Here is a 17719-nt window from a genome sequence, read left to right as displayed (position 1 = left end):
CATGTTCCGTGACGCCCACGCCCGCGGCACCGAACTAGCGTTGCTGGTCTTCTCCGCCGTCATCCTCGGTATCGCCCTGATCGCCCTGCAGTTCTCGCAGGGCAATGAACTGAATTCCGAGGTCGCCGTCCTGGTCGGCGGGTACATCGCGATCTTCGGCGTCGCCCATGTGGTGATGTGCCTGAAGGCTCCCAACGCCGACCAGATTCTGCTGCCGGTCGCCGCGATGCTCAACGCCATCGGCCTGGTGATGATCTACCGCATCGACCTGGCCGCGGAAACCACCCGCTCGAACTCGCAGGTGATGTGGACAGTGATCGCGTTGGTGATCTTCGCCGCAGTCATCTGGTTCCTGAAGTCCCACAACAGTCTGCAGAACTACGCTTTCCTGCTCGGTCTCGGTGGCCTGATCCTGTCCGCCCTGCCGATTGTGTGGCCGACGTCGATCAATGCCGACGCCAAAGTCTGGATCAGTCTCGGCCCGGTCTCCATCCAGCCCGGTGAGTTCGCCAAGATCATGCTGCTGATCTTCTTCGCCGCCCTGCTGGTCAACAAGCGCGCACTGTTCTCCGTGGCCGGCTACCGCGTCCTGGGGCTGCAGTTCCCCCGCCTGCGTGACCTCGGACCGATCCTGCTGGTCTGGGGCCTGGCGATCCTCATCTCGATCTTCCAGAATGACTTCGGCCCTGCCCTGCTGCTCTTCGGCACAGTGCTGGGCATGCTCTACATGGCCACCGGACGCTCGTCCTGGCTGGTTGTCGGGCTCGGGCTCGCCGTCATCGGCGCCTGGGGGGTCTTCCAGATCTCCGACAAGATCCAGGACCGGTTCACCAACTTCATCGACCCGCTGGCCACCTACGAGGAAGGGACCGGCTACCAGCTGTCCCAGGCCTTGTTCGGCATGTCCTTCGGTGGGCTGACCGGAACAGGTCTCGGTGAGGGCTACCCCCAGAACGTGCCGGTCGCCTACGCCGACTTCATCATGTCCTCCATCGGCGAGGAACTCGGGTTCGTGGGGCTGGCGGCCGTGCTCATGCTGTTCGCCGTCTTCGTGACCCGCGGGTTCATCATCGCACTGAAGACCCCGGACTCCTTCGGCAAGCTTGTCGCCGCCGGTCTGTCACTGACCCTGGCGATCCAGGTGTTCGTGGTCACCGGTGGCATCTCCAAGCTGCTGCCCATGACCGGCCTGACCACACCGTTCATGTCCCACGGCGGTTCCAGTCTGCTGGCGAACTACATCCTGCTGGCGATCCTGCTGAAGATCTCCCATGACGTGAACACGCGCAAGGCCGCACAGCAGCCGGCCACGGACGCCGATGCCCGGTACGCCGATCCGCAGACGTCCCTCAACCCGGTTGTGAACGACCAGTACAGCAGCCAGAACGCCAGGGAGGCCCGCTCATGAACAGGTCCATCCGCAACGTCTCGGTCTTCACGTTCGTGCTGGTGGTGATCCTCCTGGTCAACCTCACGTGGATCCAGGGGTTCCAGACCTCCCGCTACGCGGAGAACTCGCTGAACTCCCGCCAGTACTACGAGATGAAGTCGATCCCGCGGGGGCAGATCTCCGCCGGCGGCCAGGTGCTCGCCGAATCCCAGGCGGATGAGGACGGCTTCTACACCCGTGACTACCCGACCACACCCGCGTCCTACGGTGCGGTGCTGGGATACCTCTCCGACCGCTACGGCGCCTCCGGTATCGAGGCATCACAGAACTCCATCCTCGACGGGACGGACGACTCGCTCTTCGCCACCCGCGCCTGGGACACCCTCACCGGTAAGGAGCGCCGGGGAGCCAACGTGGAACTCACCCTGCAGCCCAATGTGCAGCAGGTCGCGTACGACGAACTGTCGTCGCGCGGATACTCGGGTTCCGTCGTGGCTCTCCGCCCGTCCACCGGTGAAGTGCTGGCGATGGCCTCGACCCCCAGCTTCGACCCGTCCGTCGTCAGCAGCACCGACGCCGCCACCGCGGACGCCGCCTTCGAGGAACTCCAGGCGAGCCCGGATGCTCCGCTGCTGAACCGCTCGACGCAGCAGACCCAGCCGCCCGGCTCCACCTTCAAGCTGATCACCACGGCTGCCGCCCTGGCCGCCGGTGACAACGCCGACACCATGGTCAACGGCGAATCGCAGATCACGCTGCCGGACACCACGACGACCCTGGAGAACTACGACGGCACGTCCTGCGGGGCCCCCGAGGTTCCGCTGCGCACCGCGTTCTCGAAGTCCTGCAACACCTCCTTCGTGGATCTGGTGAACCGCCACGGTGAGGAGTCCTTCCGCGCCACGGCCGAAGGCTTCGGCATCGGCGCGGAGGACGACGAGGACTTCGGTCTGCCGATCCAGAACTCCACCATCGGTGACATCCCGGACTCCGCGGCGCTGAGCCAGTCTGCGATCGGTCAGCGCGACGTCGCGCTGACCCCGCTGCAGAACGCCGTCATCGCCGCGACGATCGCCAACGACGGCGTGCGCATGAAGCCGCACATCGTCAAGCAGGTCACCGGTTCCGACCTCAACGTGATCCAGGAGACCCGGCCCGAGGAAGCCGGCCGCGCCATCGACTCCGGCGTCGCCTCCCAGCTCACCGAGCTGATGCAGGGTGCCGAGGAGTACGCTGGCGGGTCATCAGACATCGCCTCCAAGACCGGTACCGCGGAACACGGCGAAGACTCCCGCAACTCCAACCCGCACGCCTGGTACGTGGCCTTCGGCCCCGCCGAGGACGCCGACGTGGCCGTCGCCGTGCTGGTGGAGAACGGTGGCGATGCTGGACAGGCCGCCACCGGTGGTTCCGTCGCAGCACCTATCGGACGGGCAGTGATCAACGCAGCACTCCAGGAAGCCCAGTAAGCGAGGTGACAGACGTGACCGGCCCCGACGATTCCGACAACCCCAGTGACCCCGACGGCACCCGTATCTTCAGCACCCCCGAAGAGCATTCCGGCCCCGTGGACCCCGAACACATGACCCCACGGGACCGGGCGGCCGCCGACCGTCTCCAACGCGTCCTCGACACCCACTACGACTCCGCCGCAGGACGACGGTTCGAGGTGTCCCGCATCATCGGCCGTGGCGGCATGTCCACCGTCTGGCTGGCGTACGACACCATCGGCGAGCGGGACGTGGCCGTCAAGGTGCTCAAACCCGAACTCACCGATGACGCGGAGTTCCGCGACCGCTTCCGGCAGGAAGCCGAAGCCGCCGAAACCATCCAGTCCGAGAACGTGGTGCGCACCTTCGACTACGGCGAGCAGGCCGACGTCGACGGCAGCGGCATCGCCTACTGCTTCATCGTGATGGAGTACGTGCAGGGTGAGTCGCTGGCGGACATCCTCGGGCGCCAGCGCACCCTGCCGGAGGTGATGGTCCTCGACCTCATCGCCCAGGCTGCCGTCGGCCTGCAGGCCATCCACGAACGCCAGCTGATCCACCGCGACATCAAACCCGGCAACCTCATGGTCACCGCCGACGGTGTCGTGAAGATCACCGACTTCGGTATCGCCAAGGCCGCTTCCGCCGTCCCGCTGACCCGTACCGGCATGGTGGTCGGCACCGCGCAGTATGTGTCCCCGGAGCAGGCACAGGGGTTGTCCATCCGGCCGTCCAGCGACGTCTACTCGCTCGGCGTGGTCGGCTATGAAGTGCTCGTGGGCGAACGTCCGTTCTCCGGTGACTCCACGGTGTCGGTGGCGTTGAAGCACATCAACGAACCTGCACCCGAGCTCCCCGAGAACATCAGCGCCCCGATGCGCCAGTTGATCGCGATCTGCCTGCGCAAGGATCCTGCGCGCCGGTATCCGGACGGTGCAGCGCTGGCGGCCGCCACCGTCCCGGTGCGCGACGGTGAGATGCCCCCGGACCCGGCCAGCGGGGTGGCACCGGTCGTTGCCGCTGCCACCGCCGGACAGGCCCCGACCGGCCAGGGCCGGCTCGGTGAAGTCACCGATGAAGCGAACATGGGTCCGGCGCCCCGCACCCGCAGTAACCGCGGCTGGATCTGGGCACTGGGCATCGGCCTGGTCGCACTCCTCGGTGTCCTGGTGTGGTTCCTCACCCAGGGCGACGACGAATCCGCGGTGCCGCCGACGGAGACGACCACGGTCACCAGTGAAGTCACCGAGGAGCAGACCGTCGTCCCCGAGCCGATCGAGACCGAAGATCCCGTGGAGACACCGACGGACGATACGACGCCCACCGACACGACGCCTACCGAGGGCCCGACAGACGGCCCGACCGACACCACGAACCCCTCGCAGCCGACCCAACCCACGGTCCCGGAGCCCGAGGTGCCGACGGAGGAGCCCACGAATCCCGGTAACCCCGACACCTCTGACCAGGCATCTCAGGAACAGCCGGACCCCAGTGGTAACGCCGGGACCACCGGCGACGGTGACTCCGGGGACGAGGAGTCCGGCTGGAGCGTCATGGGACGTCTGTGACGGGTGTTATTCGCACCAGGAGCCGTGACATCGGTAGTCTCCTGAAGAAGGAGTGTTCGCGGCGTCAACTGCGCCAGAACGTGAGGAAGGGAGCAGCATGGACCTGAGCAATACCCGGCTCGGCGGTCGGTACCTCCTGGGGCCCATCATCGGCACCGGAGGTATGTCCGACGTCTATGCGGCGACCGACGAACTACTCGGGCGCGACATCGCAGTGAAGATGATGCGGGCTGACCTCGCCCGCGACGACACCTTCCTCGAGCGGTTCCGCCGTGAGGCGAAGAACGCCGCGAAACTGAACCACCACGCGATCGTCGCCGTCTACGACACCGGCCAGACCGACGAGGCGCACGGCTCCGTGCCTTACATCGTGATGGAACGGGTCCACGGCCAGACCCTGCGCGACATCGTGCGCGACTCCGGCCCGTTCCCCCTCGACGAGGCCTCCCGGGTGATGGCGGAGGTGTGCCGGGCCCTGGGCTTCTCGCACGAGGCCGGCATCATCCACCGCGACATCAAACCCGCGAACATCATGATCACCAACACCGGCGCGGTGAAGGTGATGGACTTCGGTATCGCCCGCGCACTGTCGGACACCAGCTCGGCGATGACACAGACCGCCGCGGTCATCGGCACCGCCCAGTACCTCTCCCCGGAACAGGCCCGCGGCAAGTCCGCTGAGGCCCGCTCCGACATCTACGCCGCCGGATGTGTCTTCTACGAGATCGCCACCGGCCAACCCCCGTTCTCGGGCGAATCGCCGTTCTCTGTGGCGTTCCAGCACGTGCAGGAGACTCCGCTGCCGCCGTCGCAGGTCCAGGGCATGAACCTCGACCCGGATCCGGCACTGGCCCTGGACGCGGTCACCCTGACCGCCATGGCGAAGGATCCGTCCGACCGCTACGACTCCAGCGCAGACATGGCAGCGGACCTGCAACGGATGGCCGAGGGACGGATGCCGTTGGCGGCTCAGGCCTATACGGATGAGCCGGTGCAGGAACCGTCCACATCACACCTGCCCGTCGCCGCACCGACTCCAGCGCCTGCCGACGAGCCGGAGCCGGCACCGGACGCACCGCGCACGGAGAAGAAGCGCCGTCGCGGATGGGTCGTGGCCCTGTGGATCATCGCCATCCTGGCCCTCATCGGCGGCGGCACCGCCGTGGCCTGGAACTGGTTCGGCGGCAGCGACGACACGGAGCAGACCAGCGAACAGGTGCAGATCCCGGACGTCTCCGGCCAACCCCGGGACGAGGCCATGAGTGCGCTCGAGGACGCCGGTTTCGACGTCGACATTGAGGACCGACCGGACGCCGAAATCCCCCGCGATCAGGCCATCGGTACGGAACCCGGGTTCGGTTCCTCACTTCCCCACGGCTCTCAGCTGACCCTGCTGGTGTCGTCGGGCCAGGAGGTCACCGATGTCCCCGACCTCACCGGTATGACCACCCAGCAGGCCCAGCAAGCGCTGCAGGACGCCGGCCTGCGCCTGCGGTCCAACGTCTCCGAGCAGGCCAGCGAGAGCGTCGACGAAGGCCGCGTCATCGAACAGACCCACCCCTCGGGGTCGCAGGTTTCCAAGGGGACCGAAGTGGGCATCACCGTGTCCACCGGGCCGGAAGACGTCCGCGTCCCCCGTGTCACCGGTCAGTCCCGCGACGATGCGGTGCAGAACCTTGAGGATGCCGGGTTCGAGGTCGACGTCACCATGGTCGACTCCTCCGAGGACGAGAACCGTGTCCTGTCCGCATCCAACGAGGGCACCACGCAGCCGCGTGGCACCACCATCACCATCGAGGTCTCCCGCGGCAACCAGTTCACCATGCCCCAGCTCGTCGGACGGGACTACGACGAGGTTTACAGCACCCTGCAGCAGGCCGGCTGGCGCGGCGGCCCCGACCGGGTGAACCGGACGAACGTCAACCAGCTCGACCCACTGGCCGTGGGCCGCGTCGTCGGACAATCGGCCCAGGAAGGCGAGACGATCGACCGTAACGCCCCGATCACCGTGCGGGTCAACGTCCTCGGTATCCCGTAGGGGTCCCTGACGCTGGACAAGGAGTCCACATGGCCGTAGCGCCCACTCTTCTGGCCGTCGTCATCGCCCTCGGAGCCGCTCTCCTGGCAACCGGCATCGTCGGTCTCATCCGCGACGGTAGACGCATCGCAACACCTGTCTACGTGACGATGGGGCTCGGTCTGATCGCGGTCGGAACGGGTATGCTGCTCGCCAGCCAGGGGCACCCCGTACCGCTCATCGTTATCGTCGCCGCGGCGGTGGGTGTCCTCCTGCTGGGCAATGTGGTCGGCTATCCGCTGCTGATGGTCTTCCTGCTGTACTCGGGCGCCACCGTACTACGCAGGGAGAATCGCTCCCTGGGCAATGCCCTGGCCCTTCTCGCAGGGATCGCGCTCTTGCTCCTGCCGTCTACGCTGGGGATGCTGGCGCCGCCGGACACCGTCCGCACCGACGCCGCCTACATGGCCCGGTACGCGGTGCACCTGTCGGCCACAGTGGTGGTGGTCTATTTCGGCTTCGCGTTCGCTGCCTTCACCGCCGCCTCGCTGCTCTACCGGTGGCGCCGCATCCGTACCGTTCCGGTGGCCGTGATAGTCCTCGGTTCCGGCCTCATCAACGGGCAGGTCCCGCCGCTCCTCGCCGCCAGGCTGCGCCGTGGGCTGGGCATCCAGACTCAGTTCCAGGGCACGCCGGTAATCATCACCAGTGGCGGCCAAGGCGCCGATGAACCACGGCCCGAGGGTGAAGCAATGCGCGACTATCTCCTCGCGCAGGGGGCCGATCCAGCCACAGTGGTCGCAGAAACCGAGTCCCGCACCACCGAGGAGAATCTCCGTTACTCCCGGAGACTGCTCGCCGAGCCGTCCTCACCGGTGGTCGTCGCCACCAGCAACTACCACGTCTTCCGGGCCGCCCTCCTCACAAGGACGCTGGGGATGCACGCCCACGTCGTCGGTGCGCCCACCGCCTGGTACTACTTCCCCAGCGCGACGCTCCGCGAGTTTGCCGGGGTGATTCGCGACCGACTCTGGTTCACCGCCCTCAGCATTGCCGTGCTCATCATCCTCGCTGTCACCTTCACCCTGGTCATCGTGCCCGCGATCGGCCCGGGAACGACCTAGAGGCTCACCCGGTGCTCCGGACAGTCATTCTTCCCGGAGTTCGGTCACAGGATATGCGCCACCTGTGGCCAGCAGTTCCGTGACCGCTTCCACGGTCCCGCCGATGTGCCGACGCAGGAGCTCGGTGGCCGCCGGGATATTCCGGTCAAGGCAATGACCTACGAGGTCCTCATGTTCCTTCATCCAGACTGCGCTGTCCCGGCGCGCCGCGCCCCAGCGTCGGTAGAGTTCGCCGGCGTCCCACAGAGAACGACAGGTCTCCAGCATCATCGGGTTGCCGCACGCCGACAGTAACGCCATGTGAAACCGGCGGTGCGCCAACATGTGGACGTCTGATCCCTGGTCGTCAACCTCAGTCCCCTGCCCCGGAGCGCGACGGAGCCGATGATGGGCGGCGATGATCTCGGACTCCCACGCCACGTCCCCTTCCTCGATGGACTGGGCGAGGGCAGCGGGTTCCACCAGTTGACGGAGTTCGGACAGGTGTTTCAACCCGTCCAGGGTGATCTCGTAGACCCGGAAACCCTTGTTCTTCTCCGCACTGACCAGGTACTCCGCAGTGAGCCGGGTCAGGGCCTCCCGAACAACGCCGGCACTGACCCCCAGCTCCTTCCCGAGAGCTGAGGGGCTGAGTTTTTCCCCCGGTTTAAGGCCTCCGCGAAGAATCGCCGTCCGCACAGAACGATAGGCGTCTTTCGTCGGCGTAAGCAGGTCGGAGCTCTCGGCCATCTTCTTCCTCCAGAATCGATTATTTACGTTGTTTCCGATTATCCATTGACAACCAGTGCGTTGCTATGCAAAAGTGACTTCAGCGGCAATGTACGTCACTTTCGCCAGTCTATGTGAGACATGACACTCCCTGCGATGCCGCCTCATCAGCCTTCTTCCCTGGAAGGATCCACATGTACAAATGGATCATCCTCGTCGGCTCGTTCATCATCTACATGTTCGATGCCCTTGAGATTCTGTTGTTATCCCTCGCTCTTCCCGCCATCTCATCAGATCTTGACATCACCGCCACACAGGCCGGACTTCTGGCCACAGCCACGCTGCTCGGCATGGGTTTCGGCGGTCCTGTGATGGGTTCGCTCGCCGACTCCAGAGGACGCAGGTTCGCGCTCCTGGTGTGTGTCACGATCTTCATCATCTTCACCTCCGTCATCTTCATTGTTCCCAATCTCACGGTGTTCATCATCGTGCGTTTCATCTCCGGCCTCGGCCTCGGCGGCGTGTGGAGCGTGATTTCTGCATTCGTGACCGAGAACTGGCCGAAGGAACGTCGCGCCGTCGCACTCACCTTCGTCCTCTCGTCCTACCCGATCGGTGGACTGGTCGCCGCCCAGCTCTCCAGCTTCATGCTGCCCCACTGGCGTGAGATGTTCCTGATCGCCGGCCTCGGTGCGATCCTCCCCCTGGTCATCGTGATCTTCTGCTTCCGTGAGTCCCAGATGTGGCTGGAGGAACGCAATCTTCCGCTTCCCGGCGACGCAGGGGCACCGGAGAAGGCGAACTCCTCGATCCGCGAGATCATGGCCCAGCCGTATCTGCGGACAACAGTCCTGGCCAGCATCGTCGCCTCGTTGGCGTTTATCGCGTTCTACGGGTCAAGCACCTGGTTGCCGAGCTACCTGGAGAACGAACGGGGACTCGATGCGCAGACCGTCGGCACGTTCTTGACGTGGCTGAATCTGGGCATGTTCATCGGCTACAACGTCTTCGGAATCATCGCCGACAAGTTCGGTAAGCGCTTTGCGCTGATCACCGCCATGGTGGGCGCTGGCCTCCTCATGCCCTTGTACGGGGTCATCACGAACGAGACCGGACTCCTGCTTCTCGGCCCCGCCTACGCGTTCTTCATGACCTTCGCCGGACTCTTCGGCCCGTACCTCAGCGGGATTTACCCGACGCGTGTCCGGGCAACCGGGTCCGGGTTCTGTTTCAACGTAGGACGTGGAGTCTCGGCTTTCGCCCCACTGCTGTTCGGCGCCCTCGCCGGTGTCGCCTCACTCGCAGCCGGACTCGTGATCGCCGGCATCCTGTTCCTTGCCGGAGCCGCAGTCACACTCTTCCTGCCTCGCGACACCAAAGAGCTGCCCGACCCCTCAGGCAGCGCAGCCCCTGATCAGCCGGAGAACGGAACTCAGCGTCCCACCACCGCAACCGCATAACGACAACTTTCTCAGGAGCACCATCATGCGACAACTGATCGACATCTCCGTCGACCTGCGGGCCGGCATTGCCTCAGACCCTCCCGGACACCGTCCCGACATCACGTATATCGACCACCAACAGTCCGCCGAGGACGTTGTGGCCTTCTTCCCGGGCGCCGAGACCTCCGATCTCCCCGCCGGTGAAGGATGGGCGATCGAGCGGGTCAATATGAGCACGCACACCGGTACCCACCTCGACGCGCCGTACCATTACGCCTCAACGATGAACGGTGGCGAGCGTGCGATCACCATCGACGAAGTCCCGCTCGACTGGTGTCTGCGCCCCGGGGTGAAGCTCGACTTCCGCCACCTCAGCGACGGCTATGTGGTCCAGCCTGCCGACATCGACGCCGAACTGGAGCGCATCGGCCACACGCTCCAGCCCTTCGACATCGTTCTCGTCAACACCGCCGCCGGTGTGCGTTACGGTGAGGACGACTACGTCGACACCGGTTGCGGGATGGGCCGCGACGCCACCCTCCATCTGCTCAAGCAGGGTGTCCGAATCACCGGCACAGATGCCTGGAGCTGGGATGCACCGTTCTCCTACACCGCGCAGCGATACGAGAAGGATCACGACCCCAGCATCATCTGGGAAGGTCACAAAGCCGGCCGCGAGATCGAGTACTGCCACATCGAGAAGCTCCACAACCTCGAGGCACTTCCCTCGACAGGTTTCACAGTCTCGTGCCTGCCGGTCAAGATCCACGCGGCCTCGGCTGGATGGACGCGTGCTGTGGCCATCATCGACGACAAGGACGGAGAATAAGAAATGCGTATCATCTCTGCGACCATCGACGGGGTCCGACGTTTCGGACGCGTGGATGACGAGAGCCAGGTACACCTCTTCGCCGAGGACCGGGACCCGCTTGACGCACTCGATCCACAGGCCCCGGAGATCCCGACCACCGAGACGATTGCCCTGGACGAACTGGGCGCTCTGGAACCGCCCCTGCCAGTGACCACCCTGCGCGACTTCATCACCTTCGAACAGCACACCGCCGGGTCCATGCGGACGGTCACGGACGGCGCGGGTGCACCAGACGCCTGGTACGACGCTCCTGCCTTCTACTTCACCAACCCCCATGCAGCGATCGGATCCGGCCAGGACGTCCGCATCCCCCCCGGCTCAGAACGTTTCGACGTGGAGCTCGAGGTGGCTGCGGTGATTTCCAAGGACGGGTTCAACCTCAGCGTCGAGGAGGCCTGGGACCACATCGGAGGATTCACGATCCTCAACGACTGGTCCGCCCGGGACCTGCAGACCGCCGAGATGAAAGTCGGGCTAGGCCCCGCCAAAGGCAAGGACTCCGCCTCCACCCTGGGACCGATGGTGGTCACCCTGGATGAACTCGACGACTACCGCGACGGAGACCACTTCGACCTTCGGATGGAGCTGCGTATCAATGACCGTCAGATCACCGAAGACGTTCTCTCACACATGGCCTGGTCGTTCGCTGAACTCGTCTCCTACGCCAGCCGCGGAACGTGGGTGCGCCGAGGCGACGTCCTCGGAAGCGGTACCTGCGGAGGTGGATGCCTGGCGGAGTTCTGGGGTTGGACGGGCGAGATCGATCCCGCCCCGATCTCCGTCGGGGACACCGTCACCATGACGGTCCAGGGCATCGGCACCATCACCAACAAGGTCGTCGAGGGTGTCGACGTCCACCCTGTTCCGCGTGCACGTTCGGTCGAGTGGACGCGCCCTGTGTGATGACGCGCCTTCCACTCTCCTCGTCACGCGAGGTCCGCGACACAGCGGCATGCCTCTAAAGGCGGATAACCACCAGTGCTTGCATTTCTGTTTCACTCACGCAACAATGACTGGTAGTCCGTCTCCGTCAGATCGGAGGCCACAGGATTGTAACCCCGTCATCGTCGGTCGCTGAGCGATGTGGCGAAGCCACGGGGGCAAGACCTGGGACGCTTTTCTCGATGTTGTGCGCTACGCATGACGCCCCGAGAAGAGTGTCCCAGGTCTTTTTGCGTATGTGCCTGTGTTTCGCAGGACACCCGGCGGCCGCCACGCCGACGGGGAGGAAATGGAAGGAACGCTCCGCCATGGCGACAAGACAAGATTTCGCCCCGCTGGCAGAACGGGTGGTCGCTGCCCTCGGAGGGCCGGGCAACATCCGCTCGGTCACCCACTGTGCCACCCGGTTACGGTTCAAGATCAGGGAGAACGACAAGGCTGATCTCCAGGCAGCAGACGCGGTGGACGGCGTCCTCACCGCGATTCACTCCGGTGGCCAGTACCAGGTCGTCATCGGCAATGATGTTCCCTTCGCCTACGAAGCGGTAACTGCCCTGGACGGTATGGCATCCAAAGGGGTGAAGGATTCCGTCGACGAGGACGGGGCCGGCGAAGAGATGGACGCCGACGGAGGAGACACCGATAAAAACCTTCTGAACAAGTTCATCGACCTCGTCTCCGCGCTGTTCAGCCCGATTCTGTGGTGCCTGGCGGGCCTTGGTCTGGGCAAGGCGTTCCTGACATTGGCGGAGACCACCGGCCTGCTCGAGGAGACCTCGGACACCTACGTGATCCTGAATGCCACGTTCGACGGTATCTTCTATTTCCTCCCGCTGTTCCTGGCGCTCACCGCCGCACGGCGGTTCAAGGTCAACCAGTTCATCGCGCTGTCGATGATGGCACCGCTGGTACTGCCACAGATCGTGGCGCTGTCTGAGGCAGAGAACGTTCACTTGTTCGGCATCCCACTGAACTCGATGAACTACAGCTCGTCGGTGATCCCCGCGATCATCGCGGTCTGGGTTGCGGGCTACCTCCAGCGATGGCTGGAGAAGGTGCTTCCCGGTGCAGTCCGCAACTTCTTCACCCCTCTCATCGTCGTCGCCGTGATGGTGCCTCTGGTCCTGTTGACCATCGGCCCGGTCACCCTGCAACTGGGTAACTGGCTGTCCGACGGACTCAACTGGTTGCTCAGCGCCGCACCCTGGCTCGGCGGAGCAGTCCTGGGTGCCTTCTGGCAGGTGTTCGTGCTGTTCGGCCTGCACTGGAGTCTCATTCCGGTGTTCCTCAACGATATCGCCGTCCAGGGATACACCCTGCTGATGGGCCCGCTGCTCGCCGCAGTACTGGCGCAGGCCTCGGCAGCGGCGGCCGTGTGGATCCGTGCGAAAGACCCGGAGCGCAAGAAGGTTGCCGGGCCGGGCGTGATCTCGGGTTTCCTCGCCGGCGTCACAGAACCGATCATCTACGGTGTCAACCTCCCGCTGAAGTACCCGTTCTACGTGGGCCTCGGCAGCGGTGCCGTCGGCGGCGCGATTATCGGTATGGCGCACGGCGGTATGGACACCTTCGTCTTCCCGTCTGTACTGGCTCTACCGGCCGCGGTGAATGTCGGGACGTTCGGGATGACCGTCCTCGGCACCGTCGTGGCCGTGATCCTCGGTTTCGTGGGGACATGGTTTGTCGTGCCGATGGCGGAACGCAAGCTGTCGGGCGCCGCAGTGATCGCGGACGCACCAGCGGAACCGAAAACCGCTGACGTCACCGGCCAGGTCACCGTCCTCGCCCCCGTTCCGGGCAACGTCGTGCCGTTGGAGGACGTCGACGACAAGGTCTTCGCTTCCGGTGCGATGGGGGCAGGTGTGGGCATCGAGCCTGCCGGCCGATCGACCGTGACGGTGACCTCCCCGGTCAGTGGAAAGCTCATTGCCGTACAGAAAACCGGTCACGCCTACGGCATCCGTGGCGACAACGGAGCGGAGGTCCTCGTTCACGTCGGTATCGACACCGTGAAGATGGGCGGCACGGGGTTCAGCACGCTCGTCGAACGTGGTCAGCATGTTTCAGCCGGCGAGGCTCTCGGCACCGTCGACCTCGCCGCTGTCGCGGAAGCCGGGTATCCGGCGACCACACTGGTGATCGTCACCAACACGAAGAAGCTGACGGCGGTCACTCCCGTCGCCAGTGGCGACGTTGCTGGTGGAGCAACCATTCTCGACATCGAGAACTAACAGAGACAGGAAGGTAACCATGACGACACGCACACCCGCATTCCCCGAAGGTTTTCTCTGGGGCGGTGCCACCGCAGCCAACCAGATCGAGGGCGCCTACGACGTCGGCGGCAAAGGACTGTCGATTCAGGACGTCATGCCGCACGGACTGCAGACCCTGTCCACCCAGGAACCCACCGACGACAACCTCAAGCACGAGGCGATCGACTTCTACCACCGCTACGCCGAGGACATCGCCCTGTTCGCCGAGATGGGGTTCAGGACGTACCGTTTCTCGATCGCCTGGACCCGTATCTTCCCCAACGGTGACGACGCCGAGCCGAACGAGGAGGGCCTGGCGTTCTACGACCGCGTCCTGGATGAGCTGGAGAAGTACGGGATTGAACCTGTCGTCACCATCTCGCATTACGAGACTCCTTTGCACCTGGCGCGTGAGTACGGCGGATGGCGGAACCGGGCGCTGATCGACCTCTACGTGACATACGCGACCACCCTGTTCGAACGGTACAAGGGGCGTGTGCGCCACTGGTTGACATTCAACGAGATCAACGCGCTGTTCCACTTCCCGTTCATGGCCGGCGGCATCGAGCTCAACCGGGACGATGTCGAGGACGCAGACCTCTACCAGGCCGCCCACAATGAACTGGTCGCCTCAGCTCTCGCCACCAAGGTCGCGCGTCGGGTCGATCCGGAGAACAAGATCGGCTGCATGGTCATCGCCGTTCCCCGTTACGGACTCACCCCTGACCCTGCCGACCAACGTAAGGCCCAGGAGGAGACACAGCTCGACTTCGTCTTCGGCGACGTTCACGTCCGTGGCCAGTATCCGGGCCACTACCTGCGGCTGCTGCGGGAGAAGGGCATCGAGCTGGACATCACCGACGCCGACCGGGAGGCGTTGAGGAACACCGTCGACTTCGTCTCCTTCTCGTACTACATGTCTGTGTGTGAGTCGGCAGACCCTGCGCGTCAGACCAAGGGCGAGGGCAATGTTGTCGGCGGCATCCCGAACCCCACACTCGAGGCATCGGAGTGGGGGTGGCAGATCGACCCGGTGGGCCTACGTATCGTCCTCAACGATTTCTGGGATCGCTGGCAGCTGCCGCTGTTCATCGTGGAGAACGGGCTCGGTGCGAAGGATGTCCTGGTCGACTCGGGCGAGGGCAAGACTGTCGAGGATGACTACCGTATCGCCTATCTCAACGATCACCTCTACCAGGTCGGCGAGGCGATCACAGACGGTGTGGATGTGCTGGGTTACACGGCGTGGGGATGTATCGACCTGGTCTCGGCCTCGAAGGCGGAGCTGTCGAAGCGTTACGGATTCATCTACGTCGACCGCAACGACGACGGCTCCGGGACGCTGGCTCGCTACCGTAAGCGGTCCTTCGACTGGTACCGGGACGTCATCGCATCGAACGGCGCAGTGCTTCGGCCGTCCCATGGTGAGGACGCGTAGGGCGCGGCGCCTACGCTGATGAACGTGGCAGTCATGAGGATCCTCCGGGTGTTCAACAACAACGTCGTGCTGGCGTCGAGCGAGGATGAACCCGGCGCCGAGGTCGTGCTGACGGGGCGGGGGCTCGGCTTCGGAACCTCCGCAGGCGATACCGTGGATGAGGCGAAGGTGTCCCGTGTGTTCCGTCCGGAGCACCACCGGGACCCGGATCACGTCGCAGCATTGGCCGCCGAGGTGCCACTGTGGTTCGTTGAGCTGGCTGGCTCTCTGACCGACGGCATGGGCGTCCCATCCCCGACGGTCCTCGCGCTGGCGGACCATCTTCACATGGCTGTGCGACGACAGGAACTGTCGGACGACGATCCTGCCCAGACCCGCCATCCGCTCCAGGCCGAGGTGAGCCATCTCTACCCGGAGGAGTTCGCCACGGCGCGGACGATGCTGGCACGGGTGAACCTGCGACTGGCGGAGAAAGGCACCCCGCATCTGCCGGATTCTGAAGCCGTGGCCATCGCCCTGCACCTGGTCAACGCGGGCTTCCACACCGGCGATCTGCGCGCGACCTACGAGATGACCGGTATGTTCACCCAGTTGTTCGATGTGGTCGATTCCGCATACGGCATCGCTGTGGACCGGCAGTCTGTCAATGCCGCACGGTTCATCACACACATGCGCTACCTCTTCGTACGTGTGAATGAGGGTACGCAGCTCGACGAGGGCTTCTCCGCACTCCGAGAGTCCCTGGCCCAGACCCACCCGGAGGCTGTCACCTGCGGTGATCGGCTGGCATCCGTTCTGGAACTCCGCCTGGGGACGGAACTGTCGGGCGACGAGCGAAGCTACCTCGCCCTACACGTCACGCGGTTGGCGTCGCAGTCCTAGGAACCGTCGGCGCCGTGTGCATCGTCTGTGCTGCTGGGTCACACGCCCTCGCCGGGCCAGCCGTCCGGGATCGTGATCTCAGGCAGTTCCACACCGAGGGTGTCGTAGAGGAACTTCGAGTTCACGAACTCGTAGTAGTTGAGAATCTTGCCATCCCGCATACGAAAGACGTGAAAGTACACGTTGTCGTAGGTTGTCCGGTCTCCGTAGGCGGGGTAGTACAGGCCGCCGGTACCGTTGGACATCACCATGAACAGGTTGGGATCCTGAGTCTGGAGAACGACGTTGTCGTTGAAGATGTACTCCGGGAAATGCACCAGGTTCCACTCGGTGGACTGCCGGGCTTTCGCCTTACCGAACGACACCGGTAGACCGGCGGCGCCACTGGTGGTCTCGTCGCTGTCAACGTACAGATCCCAGCGGGTGCTGCGTTCCTCCAGCGTCCGGGCATCCACGTACGTCCGGAGGCCCTCGATGTTCTTCTCGCGCAGCTCACGGTCACTGTCGTCAATAACATCAGGATTCTCCGGGTCGCTGTATTCGATCCCGGGGAACGGATCATAGGCGAGTTCTTCAGGGGTGTGGTCTGGCCATCCTCCCGGGCTCTGGAGTTCGGGGATCTCCAACCCGAGTGCCTCGTAGAGCTTCACGGCATTGGAGTACTCGAAGTAGTCCTTGATCTTGCCGTCCTGCATCCGGAACACGTGGAAGAAGTCGTTCTCGTAGGGACGAGCGTCCCCGTGCTCGGGGAAGTTCACCTCTCCCCGGCCTTTGGAGGCGACCACGAAGTAGTTGGGGTCGGTCGACTGGAAAATGATGTTGTCGTCGAAGACGAAACCGGGGAAGTACGTCAGGTTCCATTCGGTGGACTTACGTGCCAGCTCTTTACCCCTCACCGGCTCACCGGCGACGGCGCCGCTGGTGCAGTCCTCGGCGTAGAGCTCCCAACGCCGACCGCGCTCCTCGTCCGTGCGGGCATCCACGTATTCACGGATGGTGGCGATGTTCTTCTCCCTGATCTCGGCATCATTGCTGGAGAGAATGTCAGTGTTCTCGGTAGTCATGCTGTTGTCCTTTTCAGTGGAAAGAGTGTGGGATGCGCCGGTCACTTGTAACCGAAAGGGTTGTCCTGGCGTACGAAGCGGTCCGGACGGTCCGGGGTGTAGCGCTCGTCGATGACCATGCCGCCTCGGGCGTAGTCCACGGTCTCCCGGAACAGCGTGATCTTGCCGTCGTCCAGCTCAAAGCAGAGGATGTACCAGAGCTCGACGTCGTAACCGGGGCCCTCGCCCCCGGGGGCGAACACCTTGCCACGTCCGACAGCAGGGACGAGGAACGACGTGGGATCATCGCTCTCGTAGATGGAGGTCTCGTAGAAACCCCACACAGGGAAAGTGTCCGGTGTATCCAGGCACCATTGTTTGCCGTCAAGATCGAGCTGTCCGCCCTCCCCCATACGGATGAACATCTCGACCTTCGAGTTGTCTGCAAACATCTCAGCGCGCTTCGGCCCCCGGTCGGGACCGGCCAGTTCGAGGAAAGCCTCGACGACCTTACGGTTCTTCTCTTTCAGTGCGGAATCGCTCACGGCGACT

General features: G+C 64.3%; 14 protein-coding genes. 11 read left to right on the top strand and 3 right to left on the bottom strand.

The annotated features are described in order from the left end of the window. Position 1: 1 nt before the first annotated feature. The 5 genes from CGLY_RS00435 (at position 2) to CGLY_RS00415 (ending at position 7589) form a co-directional block, all read left to right on the top strand. Positions 2-1408 carry an FtsW/RodA/SpoVE family cell cycle protein gene (locus tag CGLY_RS00435; protein WP_052539368.1) on the top strand — a complete coding sequence of 469 codons (1407 nt, stop codon included), beginning with the start codon at positions 2-4 and terminating at the stop codon, positions 1406-1408. Then, entirely contained in the window at positions 1405-2859 is a 1455-nt protein-coding gene (locus CGLY_RS00430; protein ID WP_038545048.1) for a penicillin-binding transpeptidase domain-containing protein, read from the top strand. Before CGLY_RS00435 ends, CGLY_RS00430 begins: the two co-directional genes overlap by 4 nt. A gap of 113 nt (positions 2860-2972) precedes the next feature. After that, on the top strand, positions 2973-4448 hold the full coding sequence (locus tag CGLY_RS17910; protein ID WP_081803993.1) for a serine/threonine-protein kinase: 1476 nt from the start codon (positions 2973-2975) through the stop codon (positions 4446-4448). Between the two features lie 97 nt (positions 4449-4545). Further along, the gene (gene pknB / locus CGLY_RS00420; RefSeq protein WP_038545045.1) at positions 4546-6486 is read left to right on the top strand and encodes a Stk1 family PASTA domain-containing Ser/Thr kinase; all 1941 of its coding nucleotides are present in this window, start codon (positions 4546-4548) and stop codon (positions 6484-6486) included. Between the two features lie 29 nt (positions 6487-6515). After that, positions 6516-7589 (top strand): YdcF family protein, encoded by a 1074-nt coding sequence (locus CGLY_RS00415; RefSeq protein WP_038545042.1) that lies wholly within the window; start codon positions 6516-6518, stop codon positions 7587-7589. A 24-nt stretch (positions 7590-7613) separates the two neighbouring features. On the opposite strand, the gene CGLY_RS00410 is transcribed toward CGLY_RS00415, so the two are convergent. Continuing rightward, entirely contained in the window at positions 7614-8318 is a 705-nt protein-coding gene (locus CGLY_RS00410; protein WP_052539364.1) for a GntR family transcriptional regulator, read from the bottom strand. A 173-nt stretch (positions 8319-8491) separates the two neighbouring features. On the opposite strand from CGLY_RS00410, the gene CGLY_RS00405 reads away from it, so the two are divergent. The 6 genes from CGLY_RS00405 (at position 8492) to CGLY_RS00380 (ending at position 16124) form a co-directional block, all read left to right on the top strand. Continuing rightward, positions 8492-9757 (top strand): MFS transporter, encoded by a 1266-nt coding sequence (locus CGLY_RS00405; protein WP_052539362.1) that lies wholly within the window; start codon positions 8492-8494, stop codon positions 9755-9757. Positions 9758-9782: 25 nt separating this feature from the next. Next, positions 9783-10568 (top strand): cyclase family protein, encoded by a 786-nt coding sequence (locus tag CGLY_RS00400; protein WP_038545039.1) that lies wholly within the window; start codon positions 9783-9785, stop codon positions 10566-10568. A gap of 3 nt (positions 10569-10571) precedes the next feature. Continuing rightward, the gene (locus CGLY_RS00395) at positions 10572-11513 is read left to right on the top strand and encodes a fumarylacetoacetate hydrolase family protein (RefSeq protein ID WP_038545034.1); all 942 of its coding nucleotides are present in this window, start codon (positions 10572-10574) and stop codon (positions 11511-11513) included. A 347-nt stretch (positions 11514-11860) separates the two neighbouring features. After that, a complete protein-coding gene (locus tag CGLY_RS00390; RefSeq protein WP_038545027.1) occupies positions 11861-13783 on the top strand; it encodes a beta-glucoside-specific PTS transporter subunit IIABC in 1923 nt (640 codons plus the stop codon). 19 nt (positions 13784-13802) lie between these two features. Next, on the top strand, positions 13803-15242 hold the full coding sequence (locus tag CGLY_RS00385; RefSeq protein ID WP_038545021.1) for a glycoside hydrolase family 1 protein: 1440 nt from the start codon (positions 13803-13805) through the stop codon (positions 15240-15242). A gap of 33 nt (positions 15243-15275) precedes the next feature. Continuing rightward, positions 15276-16124, top strand: a complete 849-nt coding sequence (locus tag CGLY_RS00380; protein WP_038550720.1) for a PRD domain-containing protein — start codon at positions 15276-15278, stop codon at positions 16122-16124. Positions 16125-16162: 38 nt separating this feature from the next. Here CGLY_RS00380 and CGLY_RS00375 read toward each other — a convergent pair whose 3' ends face one another. Both CGLY_RS00375 and CGLY_RS16550 read right to left on the bottom strand, forming a co-directional pair. Next, entirely contained in the window at positions 16163-17188 is a 1026-nt protein-coding gene (locus CGLY_RS00375; protein WP_038545014.1) for a PhzA/PhzB family protein, read from the bottom strand. A 41-nt stretch (positions 17189-17229) separates the two neighbouring features. Continuing rightward, the gene (locus tag CGLY_RS16550) at positions 17230-17712 is read right to left on the bottom strand and encodes a PhzA/PhzB family protein (protein WP_052539360.1); all 483 of its coding nucleotides are present in this window, start codon (positions 17710-17712) and stop codon (positions 17230-17232) included. Between the last annotated feature and the right edge of the window lie 7 nt (positions 17713-17719).

This window comes from Corynebacterium glyciniphilum AJ 3170, assembly GCF_000626675.1.
GTDB lineage: Bacteria > Actinomycetota > Actinomycetes > Mycobacteriales > Mycobacteriaceae > Corynebacterium > Corynebacterium glyciniphilum.
The sequence above is the reverse complement of the archived record's forward strand: the minus strand, read 5'-3'. Positions and strand labels throughout refer to the sequence as shown.

What these genes read in the sequence shown, in the direction of transcription:
- CGLY_RS00375 (WP_038545014.1), bottom strand. Translation starts at nt 17,188, where the DNA reads ATGACTACCGAGAACACTGACATTCTCTCCAGCAATGATGCCGAGATC.
- CGLY_RS00395 (WP_038545034.1), top strand. Translation starts at nt 10,572, where the DNA reads ATGCGTATCATCTCTGCGACCATCGACGGGGTCCGACGTTTCGGACGC.
- CGLY_RS00410 (WP_052539364.1), bottom strand. Translation starts at nt 8,318, where the DNA reads ATGGCCGAGAGCTCCGACCTGCTTACGCCGACGAAAGACGCCTATCGT.
- CGLY_RS00400 (WP_038545039.1), top strand. Translation starts at nt 9,783, where the DNA reads ATGCGACAACTGATCGACATCTCCGTCGACCTGCGGGCCGGCATTGCC.
- CGLY_RS00415 (WP_038545042.1), top strand. Translation starts at nt 6,516, where the DNA reads ATGGCCGTAGCGCCCACTCTTCTGGCCGTCGTCATCGCCCTCGGAGCC.
- CGLY_RS00385 (WP_038545021.1), top strand. Translation starts at nt 13,803, where the DNA reads ATGACGACACGCACACCCGCATTCCCCGAAGGTTTTCTCTGGGGCGGT.
- CGLY_RS00435 (WP_052539368.1), top strand. Translation starts at nt 2, where the DNA reads ATGTTCCGTGACGCCCACGCCCGCGGCACCGAACTAGCGTTGCTGGTC.
- CGLY_RS00380 (WP_038550720.1), top strand. Translation starts at nt 15,276, where the DNA reads ATGAGGATCCTCCGGGTGTTCAACAACAACGTCGTGCTGGCGTCGAGC.
- CGLY_RS00390 (WP_038545027.1), top strand. Translation starts at nt 11,861, where the DNA reads ATGGCGACAAGACAAGATTTCGCCCCGCTGGCAGAACGGGTGGTCGCT.
- CGLY_RS00430 (WP_038545048.1), top strand. Translation starts at nt 1,405, where the DNA reads ATGAACAGGTCCATCCGCAACGTCTCGGTCTTCACGTTCGTGCTGGTG.
- CGLY_RS00405 (WP_052539362.1), top strand. Translation starts at nt 8,492, where the DNA reads ATGTACAAATGGATCATCCTCGTCGGCTCGTTCATCATCTACATGTTC.
- pknB (WP_038545045.1), top strand. Translation starts at nt 4,546, where the DNA reads ATGGACCTGAGCAATACCCGGCTCGGCGGTCGGTACCTCCTGGGGCCC.
- CGLY_RS17910 (WP_081803993.1), top strand. Translation starts at nt 2,973, where the DNA reads ATGACCCCACGGGACCGGGCGGCCGCCGACCGTCTCCAACGCGTCCTC.